Origin of the sequence: Kribbella lupini, assembly GCF_039529595.1 — a bacterium.
Lineage (GTDB): Bacteria > Actinomycetota > Actinomycetes > Propionibacteriales > Kribbellaceae > Kribbella > Kribbella lupini.
Genome location: NZ_BAAANC010000001.1, coordinates 2,717,628 through 2,730,294, shown reverse-complemented (window position 1 = coordinate 2,730,294; position 12,667 = coordinate 2,717,628). Strand labels below are relative to the sequence as shown.

Annotated in this window: 15 protein-coding genes; 10 read left to right on the top strand and 5 right to left on the bottom strand. The window is 69.4% G+C overall.

The window, feature by feature from the left end:
* Nucleotides 1-100: 100 nt before the first annotated feature.
* The 5 genes from ABD235_RS12580 (at nucleotide 101) to coaBC (ending at nucleotide 3,371) form a co-directional block, all read left to right on the top strand.
* Complete coding sequence (locus ABD235_RS12580) at nucleotides 101-472, top strand: hypothetical protein (protein ID WP_344173375.1); 372 nt, start codon at nucleotides 101-103, stop codon at nucleotides 470-472.
* A gap of 59 nt (nucleotides 473-531) precedes the next feature.
* Entirely contained in the window at nucleotides 532-846 is a 315-nt protein-coding gene (gene mihF / locus ABD235_RS12575) for an integration host factor, actinobacterial type (protein WP_184795637.1), read from the top strand.
* 245 nt (nucleotides 847-1,091) lie between these two features.
* Nucleotides 1,092-1,652: a guanylate kinase gene (gmk, locus tag ABD235_RS12570; RefSeq protein WP_184806067.1), complete on the top strand. Its 561-nt coding sequence runs from the start codon at nucleotides 1,092-1,094 to the stop codon at nucleotides 1,650-1,652.
* Between the two features lie 2 nt (nucleotides 1,653-1,654).
* Nucleotides 1,655-1,969, top strand: a complete 315-nt coding sequence (gene rpoZ, locus ABD235_RS12565; RefSeq protein WP_344173371.1) for a DNA-directed RNA polymerase subunit omega — start codon at nucleotides 1,655-1,657, stop codon at nucleotides 1,967-1,969.
* A gap of 184 nt (nucleotides 1,970-2,153) precedes the next feature.
* Nucleotides 2,154-3,371, top strand: coding sequence for a bifunctional phosphopantothenoylcysteine decarboxylase/phosphopantothenate--cysteine ligase CoaBC (gene coaBC / locus ABD235_RS12560; RefSeq protein ID WP_344173368.1), 1,218 nt, complete (start codon nucleotides 2,154-2,156; stop codon nucleotides 3,369-3,371).
* Nucleotides 3,372-3,618: 247 nt separating this feature from the next.
* Here coaBC and ABD235_RS12555 read toward each other — a convergent pair whose 3' ends face one another.
* Nucleotides 3,619-4,032 carry a VOC family protein gene (locus ABD235_RS12555; RefSeq protein ID WP_344173366.1) on the bottom strand — a complete coding sequence of 138 codons (414 nt, stop codon included), beginning with the start codon at nucleotides 4,030-4,032 and terminating at the stop codon, nucleotides 3,619-3,621.
* An 84-nt stretch (nucleotides 4,033-4,116) separates the two neighbouring features.
* Between ABD235_RS12555 and ABD235_RS12550 the strand changes: the two genes are divergently transcribed.
* Both ABD235_RS12550 and ABD235_RS12545 read left to right on the top strand, forming a co-directional pair.
* Nucleotides 4,117-5,121 carry a helix-turn-helix transcriptional regulator gene (locus tag ABD235_RS12550; RefSeq protein ID WP_344173365.1) on the top strand — a complete coding sequence of 335 codons (1,005 nt, stop codon included), beginning with the start codon at nucleotides 4,117-4,119 and terminating at the stop codon, nucleotides 5,119-5,121.
* Nucleotides 5,122-5,245: 124 nt separating this feature from the next.
* Entirely contained in the window at nucleotides 5,246-6,193 is a 948-nt protein-coding gene (locus ABD235_RS12545) for a hypothetical protein (RefSeq protein ID WP_344173363.1), read from the top strand.
* On the opposite strand, the gene ABD235_RS12540 is transcribed toward ABD235_RS12545, so the two are convergent.
* The 3 genes from ABD235_RS12540 to ABD235_RS12530 are packed head-to-tail and all read right to left on the bottom strand — an operon-like array spanning nucleotide 6,190 to nucleotide 8,704.
* The gene (locus ABD235_RS12540; protein ID WP_344173361.1) at nucleotides 6,190-6,966 is read right to left on the bottom strand and encodes an ABC transporter permease; all 777 of its coding nucleotides are present in this window, start codon (nucleotides 6,964-6,966) and stop codon (nucleotides 6,190-6,192) included. The two genes, ABD235_RS12545 and ABD235_RS12540, sit on opposite strands and share 4 nt — an antisense overlap.
* Entirely contained in the window at nucleotides 6,963-7,727 is a 765-nt protein-coding gene (locus ABD235_RS12535; RefSeq protein ID WP_344173359.1) for an ABC transporter permease, read from the bottom strand. The genes ABD235_RS12540 and ABD235_RS12535 overlap by 4 nt, the downstream gene beginning before the upstream one ends.
* The gene (locus tag ABD235_RS12530) at nucleotides 7,724-8,704 is read right to left on the bottom strand and encodes an ABC transporter ATP-binding protein (protein WP_344173357.1); all 981 of its coding nucleotides are present in this window, start codon (nucleotides 8,702-8,704) and stop codon (nucleotides 7,724-7,726) included. The genes ABD235_RS12535 and ABD235_RS12530 overlap by 4 nt, the downstream gene beginning before the upstream one ends.
* A gap of 63 nt (nucleotides 8,705-8,767) precedes the next feature.
* Here ABD235_RS12530 and ABD235_RS12525 point away from each other — a divergent pair, with 63 nt between their 5' ends.
* The 3 genes from ABD235_RS12525 to ABD235_RS12515 are packed head-to-tail and all read left to right on the top strand — an operon-like array spanning nucleotide 8,768 to nucleotide 12,038.
* Nucleotides 8,768-9,688, top strand: coding sequence for a helix-turn-helix transcriptional regulator (locus ABD235_RS12525; protein WP_344173355.1), 921 nt, complete (start codon nucleotides 8,768-8,770; stop codon nucleotides 9,686-9,688).
* A gap of 42 nt (nucleotides 9,689-9,730) precedes the next feature.
* Nucleotides 9,731-10,738, top strand: coding sequence for a 1-aminocyclopropane-1-carboxylate deaminase (locus tag ABD235_RS12520; protein WP_344173353.1), 1,008 nt, complete (start codon nucleotides 9,731-9,733; stop codon nucleotides 10,736-10,738).
* A gap of 37 nt (nucleotides 10,739-10,775) precedes the next feature.
* On the top strand, nucleotides 10,776-12,038 hold the full coding sequence (locus ABD235_RS12515) for a winged helix DNA-binding domain-containing protein (protein ID WP_344173351.1): 1,263 nt from the start codon (nucleotides 10,776-10,778) through the stop codon (nucleotides 12,036-12,038).
* On the opposite strand, the gene ABD235_RS12510 is transcribed toward ABD235_RS12515, so the two are convergent.
* Nucleotides 12,016-12,576, bottom strand: a complete 561-nt coding sequence (locus ABD235_RS12510; protein WP_344173349.1) for a carboxymuconolactone decarboxylase family protein — start codon at nucleotides 12,574-12,576, stop codon at nucleotides 12,016-12,018. The genes ABD235_RS12515 and ABD235_RS12510 overlap by 23 nt on opposite strands.
* Between the last annotated feature and the right edge of the window lie 91 nt (nucleotides 12,577-12,667).

The window sequence follows — 12,667 nt, the reverse complement described above, 5'->3', positions numbered from 1 at the left end:
GTACGGCGTACCAGCGGGTGAAAAGTATCTGTTCCCGATGGTTTGGTCACGGCCGGTAGCGTCGTCGCCAACAGCCCTCCCGAGCCCCGAGGACGAAACGATGCGCACCGCAGTGATGACCGCGACGATGCTCGCCGCGGCCGCCGGCCTGACCGCCTGCACCGAGGAGCAGGCCTACTGCGTCGACCTGGCCGGGTACGTCGCCTCTGCGGCCCAGGTCGACCCGGCCAACGTGGCCGACTACGCGAAGATCCTGGGCGACGCCAAGAAGCTGCGCGAGAGCGCGCCGGCCGACGTCAAGGACGACTGGGCCGTGGTGATCGCGTTCGCCGAGAAGGCGCAGAAGGCCGGTACGGATCGTGTCGAGCTGGCTCGGCTGAGCAAGGAGACCGGCTCGGTCACCACGGCGTACTCCGCGATCGCGGCACACGCCAAGGACTCGTGCAAAGTCGACGTCCCGGCACTGGGTTGAGCCTGCCTGGTGCCGTGTTAGGTTCACCTGCGAAGCCACACAACGGGACAGGTGAAACGGTGCCACTTCCTTCTTTGACCCCGGAGCAGCGCGCGGCTGCCCTGGACAAGGCCGCGGCCGCACGGCGTGAGCGTGCGGAGATCAAGAACCGGATCCGGCACTCCGGAGCGTCTCCCACCGAGGTGCTGCACGAGGGGCAGACCAACGAGGTGATCGGCAAGATGCGGGTGAGCGCGCTGCTGCAGTGCGTTCCCGGCGTCGGCAAGGTGCGGGCGCAGCAGATCATGGAACGGGCCGGGATCTCCGAGACCCGCCGGGTCCGCGGCCTCGGTTCGAACCAGATCGCCGCGCTGATGCGCGAATTCGCCGAGTGAGCCGGACCGAAATCCTCGCTGCTTCGTTGGACACTGGTGTGAAGATGACCATGGACAGGCCCAGCGACATCCCCGCTGCCGACGAGCCGCGCGCCGCTGACGCGGCGGCGACCGTCGTGGACGGGTTCGCTCGCGGCGAAGCCGCCGAGCCGGGCGCGCGCGAGACCTCCTCTTCCTCCTCGGCTGCCCAGCAGGGCAGTGGTGCTGCCCCGACGGGTAGTGGTGAGGCGCCGGGGGAGGCTCGGCTGACGGTGCTCGCCGGGCCGACGGCGGTCGGCAAGGGGACGGTGGCGGCGGAGATCCGCGAGCGGTTCCCGGACGTCTGGATCTCGGTCTCGGCGACCACTCGCAAGGCGCGGCCCGGTGAGCAGCACGGCGTGCACTACCTGTTCGTCTCCGACGAGGAGTTCGACCGGATGATCGCCGACGGCGAGCTGCTCGAGTGGGCCGTCGTCCACAAGGCCGCCCGCTACGGGACGCCGAAGCAGCCGGTGCTCGACAAGCTGGCCGACGGCCGCCCGGCGCTGCTGGAGATCGACCTGCAGGGCGCCCGCCAGGTCCGCGAGACGATGCCGGAGGCGCACTTCGTCTTCCTGGCCCCGCCGAGCTGGGACGAACTGGTCCGCCGGCTGGTCGGTCGCGGTACCGAAACCGCCGAGGAGCGGGAGCGTAGGCTGGAGACCGCGGTGCTCGAGCTGGCCGCCGAGAAGGAGTTCGACGTGACGATCGTGAACGCCTCGGTTCGGGAGGCGGCCGATCAGTTGGTAAAGTTGATTCGATCACCCAACATCTCTGGAAAGAGCTGACCTTGTCTGGCAACCAGCCTGTCGCCATCGGCATCACCTCCCCGCCGATCGACGACCTGCTCACCCACACCGACTCCAAGTACAAGCTCGTGCTGTACTCGGCCAAGCGTGCGCGGCAGATCAACGCCTACTACTCCCAGCTCGGCGAAGGCCTGCTGGAGTACGTCGGTCCGCTGGTCGAGACCCACGTCCAGGAGAAGCCGCTGTCGATCGCGATGCGCGAGATCAACGACGGCGTGCTGACCTGCACCGACATCGACCCCGAAGCCGAGGCGGAGGCCGCTGCCGCCGCCGCGGAGAAGTCCGGCACCGAGTAGTCCCGCGTCGATGAGCGCGCCCGGGGACACTCCCCACGGCCCTGGTGACCCCACGCCCCAACAGGCAGAAGGCGTCACCGGGGCTTCTGGTGTTCCCGGACGCACCTCCCAGGCGGAGGCTGCGGGCGAGCCCATCTCGTCCCCAGTCGCTGGTGGTTCGGGGAGTGCGCCGAAGCGCCCTTCCGTGGTGCTCGGTGTCGGCGGCGGCATCGCGGCGTACAAGGTGTGCGATCTGCTCCGCCGGCTGACCGAGTCGGGGCACAGCGTGCGCGTCGTACCGACCGCGGCCGCGCTCGACTTCGTCGGGGCGGCGACCTGGGCGGCGTTGTCCGGGCAGCCGGTGACCGCTGACCCGTTCGACAACGTGCAGGAAGTGCCGCACGTCCGGATCGGGAAGGGCGCCGACCTCGTCGTCGTCGCCCCCGCGACGGCCAACCTGATCGCCAAGGCCGCGCACGGCCTGGCCGACGACCTGCTCACCAACACGCTGCTCACCGCGCGCTGCCCGATCCTCTTCGCCGCCGCGATGCACACCGAGATGTGGGAGCACCCGGCCACCCAGGCGAACGTCGCGACCCTGCGCTCGCGCGGCATCACCGTGCTCGACCCCGCCGTCGGCCGCCTCACCGGCGCCGACACCGGCCGCGGCCGCCTGCCCGAGCCGTCCGAGATCTTCGCGATCAGCCAGCTGATGCTCGCCGACTCCGCCGCCCGCGCGGCCGGTGAGCGCGTCGCGGACCTGACCGGCAAGCACGTCCTGGTCAGCGCCGGCGGCACCCGCGAACACCTCGACCCGGTCCGGTACCTGGGCAACTCCTCGTCCGGCAAGCAGGGCTACGCCCTCGCCCGCATCGCCGCCGCCCGCGGCGCCAAGGTCACGCTGGTCGCCGCCAACTCCGAGCTCCCCGACCCGGCCGGCGTCCACGTCGTACCGGTGACGTCGACCCGCGACCTGTACGACGAGATCACCGGCCGCGCCGCCGACGCCGACGCGATCGTGATGGCCGCCGCCCCCGCCGACTTCCGCCCGGCGGAGTTCGCCGAGCACAAGATCAAGAAGACCGACGACGGCGCCGTACCGGCGGTCAGTCTGGTGCAGAACCCGGACATCCTCGCCACCGTCGCCCACGACCGCCAACGCGACGACCAGGTCATCGTCGGCTTCGCCGCCGAGACCGGCGACGCGCAGCACTCCGTCCTCGACCTCGGCCGCGCCAAGCTCGAGCGCAAGGGCTGCGACCTGCTCGTCGTCAACGACGTCTCCGGCGGCAAGGTCTTCGGCAGCGACATCAACGAGGCGGTCATCCTCGACCGCGACGGCGGCGCGCTGCCCGTCCCGTCCGGCAGCAAGGACGCCCTCGCCGGCGTCATCTGGAACCTGGTCGCCACCCACTGGCACTGACCGCCTCCTAGCTCAGCAAACGCGATCCAGCAGCTGCCCTCCCGGAGCTTTCGCCTCCGGTCCCGCCGCCCACCACTGATCAACCCGGCGCGCCAAGCGCCACTCACGCTCAGCGTCCGCCGCAACGGGGCTTCTTCAGGGGGTTGATCAGTGCTGGACGTCGACAGCATGCGCGTGCCACTCACGCGAAATTGGACGGCCACGCTCGGTTGACCTCGCGCTTCGCATCGGGCGGTCTGTGGACGGGTCAGCGAGCTGGCGACTGCTCGGCGAGACGGGCTGCGGCTTCGGCCGTTGCCGGGGCGAACAGGTTGACCAGGTTGCCGTCCGGGTCGCGAAGGACCGCCGAGCGGTTGCCCCACGGCATCGTGGTCGGTTGCTGGACGAACTCCAGCTCGCGCAGCCGGTCGTACTCGGCGTCGACATCCGGCACCTGGAACTCGAGGAAGACCGTCCGATTGGCCGCGGCCCGGACGACGCCTTCGCCGTACAGGGATTCGGTCAGTTGGCTGCTGGAGATCGCGAGGGTGCCGGCGCTCGTGCGGAACTCGGCGAAGACCGGCGCAGGACGGCTGGCGATGAGCCCGGTGACGTGCTCGTAGAACGCAGTCAGCCGCTCGACGTCGTCGGTCACGATCCGGACGGAAGCGAAGGTCGTCATGGGTGATGCTCCTTGGGGTCGATGCGTAGTCGCTCCCGACGTTAGAACCAATACCGGACAGCATCCGCCCGGTATTCTCCAACTGTGACCAGGCCGACTTCCCGCGTCTTCGCTCTACTGGAGCTGCTGCAGGGCGGCGGCACGCGTCGCGTCGCGGATCTCGCCGAGCGGCTCGGAGTCGACGAACGGACCGTACGCCGGTACGCCGAGCACCTGATCGACCTCGACATCCCGGTCCGCTCGATCCGCGGCCGGTACGGCGGCTACCGGCTCGCGCCCGGCTACCGGATGCCGCCGCTCATGCTCACCGACGACGAAGCCGTCGCCCTGGCGATCGGTCTGGTCGTCGGCCGCCGCGCCGGGCTCGTCCCGGAGTCCGCAGCCTCCGAGAGTGCGCTGGCCAAGCTCCGCCGAGTCCTCCCGACCCGGCTGGCCGATCGCCTCGGCGCCCTGCTCACGACCTCGTCCTTCACCGCGCCGCCACGCCCGACGCTCCCCACCGACACCGGCGTACTGCTCACCCTCGCCGAAGCCGCCCGAGACCGCAGGGCCGTCGAGCTCGCCTACACCGACCGCCACGGCCGCACCAGCAGCCGCACGATCTTCCCGTACGGCGTGGTCGCGCACGCCGGCCGCTGGTACGTCGCGACCGCCGACCGAACCTTCCGCCTCGACCGCATCATCGCCGCATCGTTGCTGACAGCAACAACTGGTGAGCCGCCCGCCGAGGATCCGGCAAGCGCAGTACTCCGGTCACTCGCCTCGACACCGTGGACCCACCGGGTGGCGGTCCGCGTCGCGGGCACCGTCGACGACGTAGAGCGCCGCCTCCCACTCGGCCTAGCGGTCGTCACACCCGTAATCCCAAGCCCGATCGTCCCGGACTCCGGCGTTGCGCGGGCGGCGGACGTTCGCTCGGCCTCCGCCGAACCTGCCGAGGTGCGCGTCGAGTTCCGCGCCGAGCGGCTCGACTGGGTGCCCGCTCTGCTCGCCGGGCTCGATCGGCCGTTCGTGATCGAACAGCCCGCCGAGCTGCGGCAACACGTCGCCGACCTGGCCGACAAGCTGGCCACGTGGGCGAACGTTTGAACCCCTTCCGCTGGCACTGACCCGCCAACCGCCCGCCGCAACATCGCGTCGCAGGACCGCATCGTGCGTGGTGAGACCAGGAGGTCCCATCATGAGATGTTCTTTTCGACCACGGCTCCTTGCCGTGCTACTCCCACTGGCCGCGGTGCTCGTACCAGCACTACCTGCGGCCGCCGACCCGACCTGTCCGTTCCCCGCCATCGCAGATGTGTACGCGTACCAGCAGACGCCTGAGGCGACGATGCTGACCGGCCGCGTCGATCCCGCAGCGCACTGTCCGTCCGACGGAACTCTCACGTCGATCGACAGCGGCGAGCAGATCTCCTTCAGCTACGGCTCTTTCGAGATCCCACTCGGCACCGAGTCCGGTGACTGGTACCTGTCGTCGTTGACCGTCTGGGACGTCAACACCGGTACACCGGAGGAAACCCGAACCTTCCAGCCGACCGCGCCGTACCTGATCCGAGTGCTCGACCCGACCCGCATCACCTCGACCGAGCCCGCGTCGTACGTCGGGTACGGCGACCGCGTCACCGTCTCCGGCTACCTGGAGGGCTGGACCGCCGCCGACGGCTGGCGACGCATGCCCGGGCGAGATCTGTCCATCGCGACCGGCAACGGCAGCGACGGGCATCCGCCGGTGCCGACGGTCACGGACGCCTCCGGTGCGTACCGGTTGAGCGTGCGGGTCTACAACAGCTGGGCCGGCGGTGCCATGTACGCCGGGACCGACCAGTGGTTGCGCAGTTACAGCTACAGCCAGGTCCAGGTCCACGGTTTGGTGAGCGCCGACGTGAGCGACCGCACGCCAGGCGTCGGTCAGCGCATCGTCGTCACCGGCAAGGTCGCACCAGGCGCCGTACCGGTCTGGCTCGAGCGCCTCGTCGGCGAGGAGTGGGTGAAGGTAAGCCCCACCGTCACCGCAACCGCCAACGGCTACTACCGACTGACCTACCGCGCGACCACCCGTGGAGTCCAGCAGCTGAGGGTCTGGAACGACGGCACGGAACCAGAGGGCCGCATGGGCATCCAGCCGTACAGCGCGGAGTTCAAGCTCGCCGTGCATCGCTAGGACGTCGCACCCGTGTAGCGGCGAAGTCCCAGCCGCCAGCAGGTGACGGCGAGCAGGCAACTGAAAGCGGCTCCGGCGACTGTCGACGCCAGGACGAGGAGCCGCGGCCCGTCCAGCAGGGTGCTGGTCGGGACGGTGGCGATGAGTGTCAGAGGCAACAAGTATGTGAGCACCAGCCGGAGCGGTCGCCGGTAGATGTCGGTCGGGTAGCCCCCGAGCTGCCAGGCCGAGCTGTAGAACACCTCGAGCTGCAGACGCGGGGCCCAGAACGCGAGGCAGGCGAGCAGCACCCCCATCGCCCAGGTCACCGTCAGCGCGGCGGTGAGAGTTACAAGCCAGGCGACGATCGCCGCCGGTGCAGGAAGCTCGGCCAGGCCGAACGCTACAACGCCGAGCCCGAGCACAAGGTGGACCAGCGACAGGGGAGTCGACTTGCCCAGACTGGCCAGGTAGAGCGTCGGCGCAGGCTGCAGCAGGAAAGTGTCGAGCATCCCTCGGCGGATGCCGTTGTCCGGGAACCACGCCAGGTTCGGATCGATGAACGTGCTCTTGAGACTGCTCAGCACCTGGAAGGTCCCGATCAGCACGTACGTCTCGGACTCGGTCCAGCCGGCCAGCGAGTCCGTTCGTGCGTACACGATGAAGACGGTCGCCAGACTCGCGACCATGCCGACGATCGACAGGCCGACGTCGAACAGCAGGTTGACCCGAAACGTCAGCGTCGCCTGCAGTGACCGCGCGAAGCCGGCGGCGGAGAGTCGGAGCAGCTTCATGCGCCCACCACCGTGTAGCGCCGGATCCCGGCCCGCCACAGCAGTACGCCGAGACCGGCGAACGCCGTGATCCACACCACCTGGTATCCGATCCCGGAGAGCAGCCCATCGGTGCGTCCGGCAACAATGTCCGCCGGCAGCCCGAGCATCCCGTAGAACGGGAGCACCTGACCGACCTCGCGCAACGGCCCGGGCAGGAACGCCAGCGGCGCGATCGTCCCGCCGAGCAACGAGGTCAAGGTCCACCCGAACCCAGCGATCGCGTGCACCCGTTCGGTCCAGAACGCGGCCATGGACAGCAGGAACACCCAGCAGAACCTAAGCACCGCGGCGAGCACCAGCACCGGCACAGCCGCCAGTACTGCGACCCAGCTCAGCGAAACACCGAACGCGAGGCCTGCCAGCAGCGCGAGCGGAATCCCCATCACGGTCAACCAGATCCGGATCGCAAGGTTGGCGCCGATCACGTCGACGACCACAGGCTGCGGCCGCAGCAGGTCGTGGCTGATCGTCCCGTCGTACAGCTTCTCGGAGAACGTGTGCTGCTCGAACGACTCGGTCATCACCGTGACCAGCAGCAGCGCCACGTAGTACGTCGCGACGTACGGATCGGCCGGGTAGACCGCCGACCAGACGAACATGCCGATCAGCGGGCCGACCGCGGCCTGGATCACCAGCGTGAGCAGGAACCACCACGTGCCCGACCACTCGAGCACCTCGCGGCGGATCCGGAGGGCGATCAGGAACAGCAGCCGCTTCACTCGACACCCTCCCGGTAGGCCTGGTCGATGACGACCTCGAGCGGTGCCTCTTCGACCGACAAGTCCGCGACCTCGAGGTCGGTGAGCAAGGAAGCGGTCGTCCGGGCGACGTCCGCGCGCGGGACGCGGATCACCCACGTGCCGTCCGAGTGCTCGACCAGTTCGCCGGCCTCGCGCAGGCGTTGCTCGTCGGCGCCGGCCGCGGTGATCCGGAGCAGCTTGTACGGCGAGAGCTTGGCGGCGAGCTCGTCGAGCTTGCCGTCGTACCGGATCGTGCCCTGGTCGATCAGGACGAGGCGCGGGCACAGTGTGGCGACGTCGGCCATGTAGTGGCTGGTCAGCAGGACCGTCGCGCCGGTCTGTTCGGCGTACTGGGCGACGAAGCGGCGCATCGTGGTCGCGCCGGTGACGTCCAGGCCGAGGGTCGGCTCGTCGAGGAACATCAGCTCCGGGCGGTAGAGCAGGGAGAGCGCGAGGCCGGCGCGCATCTTCTCGCCGAGGCTCAGCGCTCTGAGCTGGCGCTCGAGGAGATTGCCGAGCTCGAGCGTCGTGGTGAGTTCGACGAGGTTCCGCTCGTACTGCACCAGAGGCACCTCGTAGAGCAGACGTTGGTACTGGAGGGTGTCGAGGACGGTGAGTTCCTGCGGCCCGCCGACCGGTTGGCTGCCGCGGATGAACGCGATCCGGCGAAGGAAGTCGGTCCGGCGTTGCCAGGGGGAGTGGCCGAGCACGCGGACCTGGCCGGACGTCGCGTGCAGCAGGCCGGAGAGGATCTTCATCGTCGTCGTCTTCCCGGCGCCGTTCGGGCCGATGAAACCGACCACCTCGCCGGGGCTCAGCTCGAAGGAGATGTTCTGGACGGCGGAGACCTCCTTAAACTGGCGGTTGAACACCGAGCCGAGGGTCGCTCGCCAGCCGGATCCGCGGACCGGCGCCCGGTAGGTCATGCAGAGGTCTTCCACCACGACAGCTGTCATGGGGAGGACCGTAGGAAGAAAAGACGCCACCGGTTGGCTTGTTTTGCTGGAATAGTGCTGGGCATGCGTGCGGAACGGTTGCTGCGACTCCTGCTGCGCCTGCAGACGCGCGGTCAGTCGACCGTGGCGCAACTCGCGCAGCACCTGGAGGTGTCGCCGCGGACTGTTCAGCGGGATCTCGATGCGCTCAGCCTCGCGGGAGTTCCGGTGTACTCGGTACGGGGGCGCGGCGGCGGATGGGCTTTGCTGCCGGACTACCGGACGCGGCTGACCGGGCTCACGCCGTCCGAGGTCATGTCGGTGTTCGTGGGGGCGACGGCGCATGTGCTGGCGGATCTGGGCGTCGATGCGTCGAGCGACCAGGCGATCGCGAAGCTGATCGCGGCGTTGCCGGAGCCGGCGCGCAAGGACGCCGAGTTCGCTCGGCAGCGGCTGCTGATCGACCATGCCGGGTGGGACGACCGGCGCGAGACGCCGCGGTGGCTCGATGTCTGCCGGCAGGCGATCTGGGAGGAACGGCTGCTCGAGATCACCTACCGGAACCCGGGGGAGGCTTTTGCGGTCGCGCCGCTCGGGTTGGTGGCGAAGAGCAGGACCTGGTACTTGGTGGCCGCCCGGGCGGACGGCTCTGTTCGGACGTACCGGCTGAGTCGGATCAGCTCGGCGGCGATAACCGGCCACGCGTTCCCGCGGCCGGGCGGGTTCGAGTTGACGGCGTACTGGGCCGAGGCGCAGGTGCAGTTCCGGGCCAGCCGGCCGTCGTATCCGATTGTGCTGCGGGTGCGGGGGAACGCTGTGCGGCGGTTCGGGGCGACGGGTCCTCTGGTGGACGGGTGGAGTGTGGTCGAGCTCGACCTGGAGAACGCCGCGGAAGCGTGTGCGGCCGTGCTTGCCCAGGGCGGCGATGCGGTGGTGCTCGCGCCGGCGGAGCTGGCGGCCGACGTACGCCAGGCTGCGGATCGGGTTGCTGCAGCTCACACCTGACAGGACTGGACAGCACGGGGTTTGCAGTGTGCAATATATTGCATGCCAATCAGCGACTTCGAGCGGTACCCGTTGCTCTTCGGTCCGAGTCCGGTGCACCCGCTCGACCGGCTCACCGCGCACCTCGGGGGAGCGCGGATCTGGGCCAAGCGCGAGGACGTCAACAGCGGGCTGGCGTACGGCGGGAACAAGACGCGCAAGCTCGAGTACCTGCTGCCGGAAGCTCTCTCTCAAGGCGCCGACACGTTGGTGAGTATCGGTGGCATCCAGTCCAACCACACGCGCCAGGTCGCGGCGGCGGCTGCGAAGGCGGGGCTGAAGGCGGTGCTGGTGCAGGAGAGCTGGGTGGACTGGCCGGACCCGGTCAACGACAAGGTGGGCAACATCCTGCTGTCGCGGATCATGGGTGCCGACGTGCGGCTGGTTCGGGCCGGGTTCGGGATCGGGTTCAAGGAGAGCTGGCAGCAGGCGCTGGACGACGTTCGCGCGGCCGGCGGTACGCCGTACGCGATTCCGGCCGGTGCTTCGGATCACCGGCTCGGTGGGCTCGGGTTCGCGAACTGGGCCGACGAGGTCGCGGCGCAGGAGCGTGAGCTCGGCGTCTTCTTCGACACGATCGTCGTGTGCAGCGTGACCGGCAGCACGCACGCGGGGATGATCGCCGGATTCGCCGGGCAGGACCGGCCGCGGCGGGTGCTCGGGATCGACGCCTCGGCCAAGCTCGACGAGACGCGGGCGCAGGTGGCGAAGATCGCGCACGCGACCGCCGAGCTGATCGGGCTCGGGCGCGAGTTGCGGGACGACGAGATCACGGTGCTGGAGGGCTGGGCGGGGGAGAAGTACGGGATCCCGGTCGAGTCGACGATGGACGCGATCCGGCTGAGCGGGCGGCTGGAGGCCATGATCATCGATCCGGTGTACGAGGGGAAGTCGATGGCCGGCCTGATCGATCTGGTCCGCTCGGGCGAGATCCCGAAGGACTCGAACGTTCTGTACGCCCACCTCGGCGGGCAGCCGGCGCTCAACGCGTACAGCGGGCTGTTCCAGTAGGTCAGAACCTGACCGCTACGACTCATAGCCTGACGGCATGAAGCTCTCCTGGCCCGCCGTGGTCGCGCGACGGATGCGACGGCACCACCTGCACGCCGGTACGGCGGTCAGCCCGGACCCGGCGGTCAGCCCGGGCCCGGCGGGCGGCGGGGGCGGCGGCGCTGGCCCCGGGGGCGGCGGCGCGGGCCCGGCGGGCGGCGGGGGCGGCGGCGCTGGCTGGTCGGCGCCAGGCCCGGCGGACGTCGTACGGGCGATGTCAGGCGCTCACGCGCAGGTCCTGTCCGCCGCCGAGATCTCCGTCGCGCTTCGCCTCGAGAAGGCGACCCGCGCCGACGTCCAGCGGGCGCTCTGGGTAGAGCGCTCCCTGGTCAAGACCTTCGGCCCGCGCGGAACCGTCCACCTCCTGCCGACCGACGACCTGCCGCTGTGGACCGGAGCACTGTCCGCGCTGCCGCGATCGGGCAGCGCCGCGACGCCGGAGATGCGGATGACCCCGGAGCAGATCGCCGAGGTGATCGAGGCCGTCGGGGGAGCGCTCTCCGAGGATGATCTCACCGTCGACGAGCTGACCGACGAGGTTGTCGCGCGGACCGGTCCTTGGGCGGGGGAACTCGTGATGCCGGCGTTCCAGGAGTACTGGCCGCGCTGGCGTCAGGTGATTCCAGCGGCCGCGACCGCGGGCGTGCTCTGCTACGGCCCGAACCGCGGCCGCAAGACGACGTACACGAACCCGCACCGCTTCGCCCCGCCGTTCCAGCCCGAGAACGGCGAGAAAGCGCTCCCCGAACTTCTCCGCCGCTACCTCCACGCCTACGGCCCGGCGACCCCGCAGCACTTCGCGAAATGGCTCAGTACGTCGCCCGCCTTCATCACCAAACTCTTCGAGCAGCAGGACAACCTGCAGCAGGTCGAGCTCGACGGCCAACCCGCCTGGCTGATCGAGGGCGACACCGACTTCCCCGACGACCGGATCCGCGGCGTCCGACTGCTCCCGTACTTCGACGCGTACGCCGTCGGAAGCCATCCGCGCGACCTCGTCTTCCCCGGCGAGGCCTCGACCCGCGCACTCGCCGGCGGTCAGGCCGGCAACTATCCCGTCCTCCTGGTCGACGGTGTCGTCGCGGGGGTGTGGCACCAACGCCTGTCCGGCCGCAAGTTCCACGTCACCGTCGAACCCCTGCGGACCCTGAAGCCCGCCCAACTGCGTGCCCTGGACAACGAAGTCGACCGCCTGGCCGAGATCGTCGGCGCTCGCGCGACCCTCGCCCTGGACAAGATCACCGTGGGTCCGCACGCCTGAACGCGGGAGAGCGCGCTCCCCAGTTCTCCAACGGGATCTCCAACGCGTTGATCACCGTCGACAACGTCCGGTACCACCCGGCCAGAAGCAGCAGCTCGACCACCTGCGCGTCGTCGTACCGCTCGCGCACCGCCGACCATGTCGCCGTACTCCACGTCGCCTGGTCGTGCAGCTCGTCGACCGCGCGCATGAGCACCGGATCAGGCCACACCGCACCTGAAGCCACGGCATCGAAGACCTCCCGATCCAGTCCGACCACGGGACCGAAGATGACCACGTGCACACCCCACTCGTACTCCGCGCCGGCGCGCGCCGTGCTCCGCGAGATCACGAGCTCCCGGTCGCGAGCCGGCAGCAACCCCTTGTTCAGCAGGCCTGAAGCCAGCGGTCGAGCCCGGTCTGCCAGCTCGGGATGCAGCGCGAGCATCCGAAACAACAACAGAGGCTCGTACGGCGAATCAGGCGGCATCAGCTTGCCGAGCAGCGTCTCGATCCGTTCCGGGTACGGCGGTTCCACCGGTTGCAGACGTGCTGACACGCGACCTCCCTGGCTGGTGCTACAGAATACGTAGCACTATCCTGCTACTGATTCGATAGCGCAAGATCCCTGCAGGTCAAGGAGGTCGACG

What these genes read in the sequence shown, in the direction of transcription:
- ABD235_RS12580 (WP_344173375.1), top strand. Translation starts at nt 101, where the DNA reads ATGCGCACCGCAGTGATGACCGCGACGATGCTCGCCGCGGCCGCCGGC.
- ABD235_RS12555 (WP_344173366.1), bottom strand. Translation starts at nt 4,032, where the DNA reads ATGACGACCTTCGCTTCCGTCCGGATCGTGACCGACGACGTCGAGCGG.
- ABD235_RS12540 (WP_344173361.1), bottom strand. Translation starts at nt 6,966, where the DNA reads ATGAAGCTGCTCCGACTCTCCGCCGCCGGCTTCGCGCGGTCACTGCAG.
- ABD235_RS12530 (WP_344173357.1), bottom strand. Translation starts at nt 8,704, where the DNA reads ATGACAGCTGTCGTGGTGGAAGACCTCTGCATGACCTACCGGGCGCCG.
- ABD235_RS12525 (WP_344173355.1), top strand. Translation starts at nt 8,768, where the DNA reads ATGCGTGCGGAACGGTTGCTGCGACTCCTGCTGCGCCTGCAGACGCGC.
- ABD235_RS12520 (WP_344173353.1), top strand. Translation starts at nt 9,731, where the DNA reads ATGCCAATCAGCGACTTCGAGCGGTACCCGTTGCTCTTCGGTCCGAGT.
- ABD235_RS12515 (WP_344173351.1), top strand. Translation starts at nt 10,776, where the DNA reads ATGAAGCTCTCCTGGCCCGCCGTGGTCGCGCGACGGATGCGACGGCAC.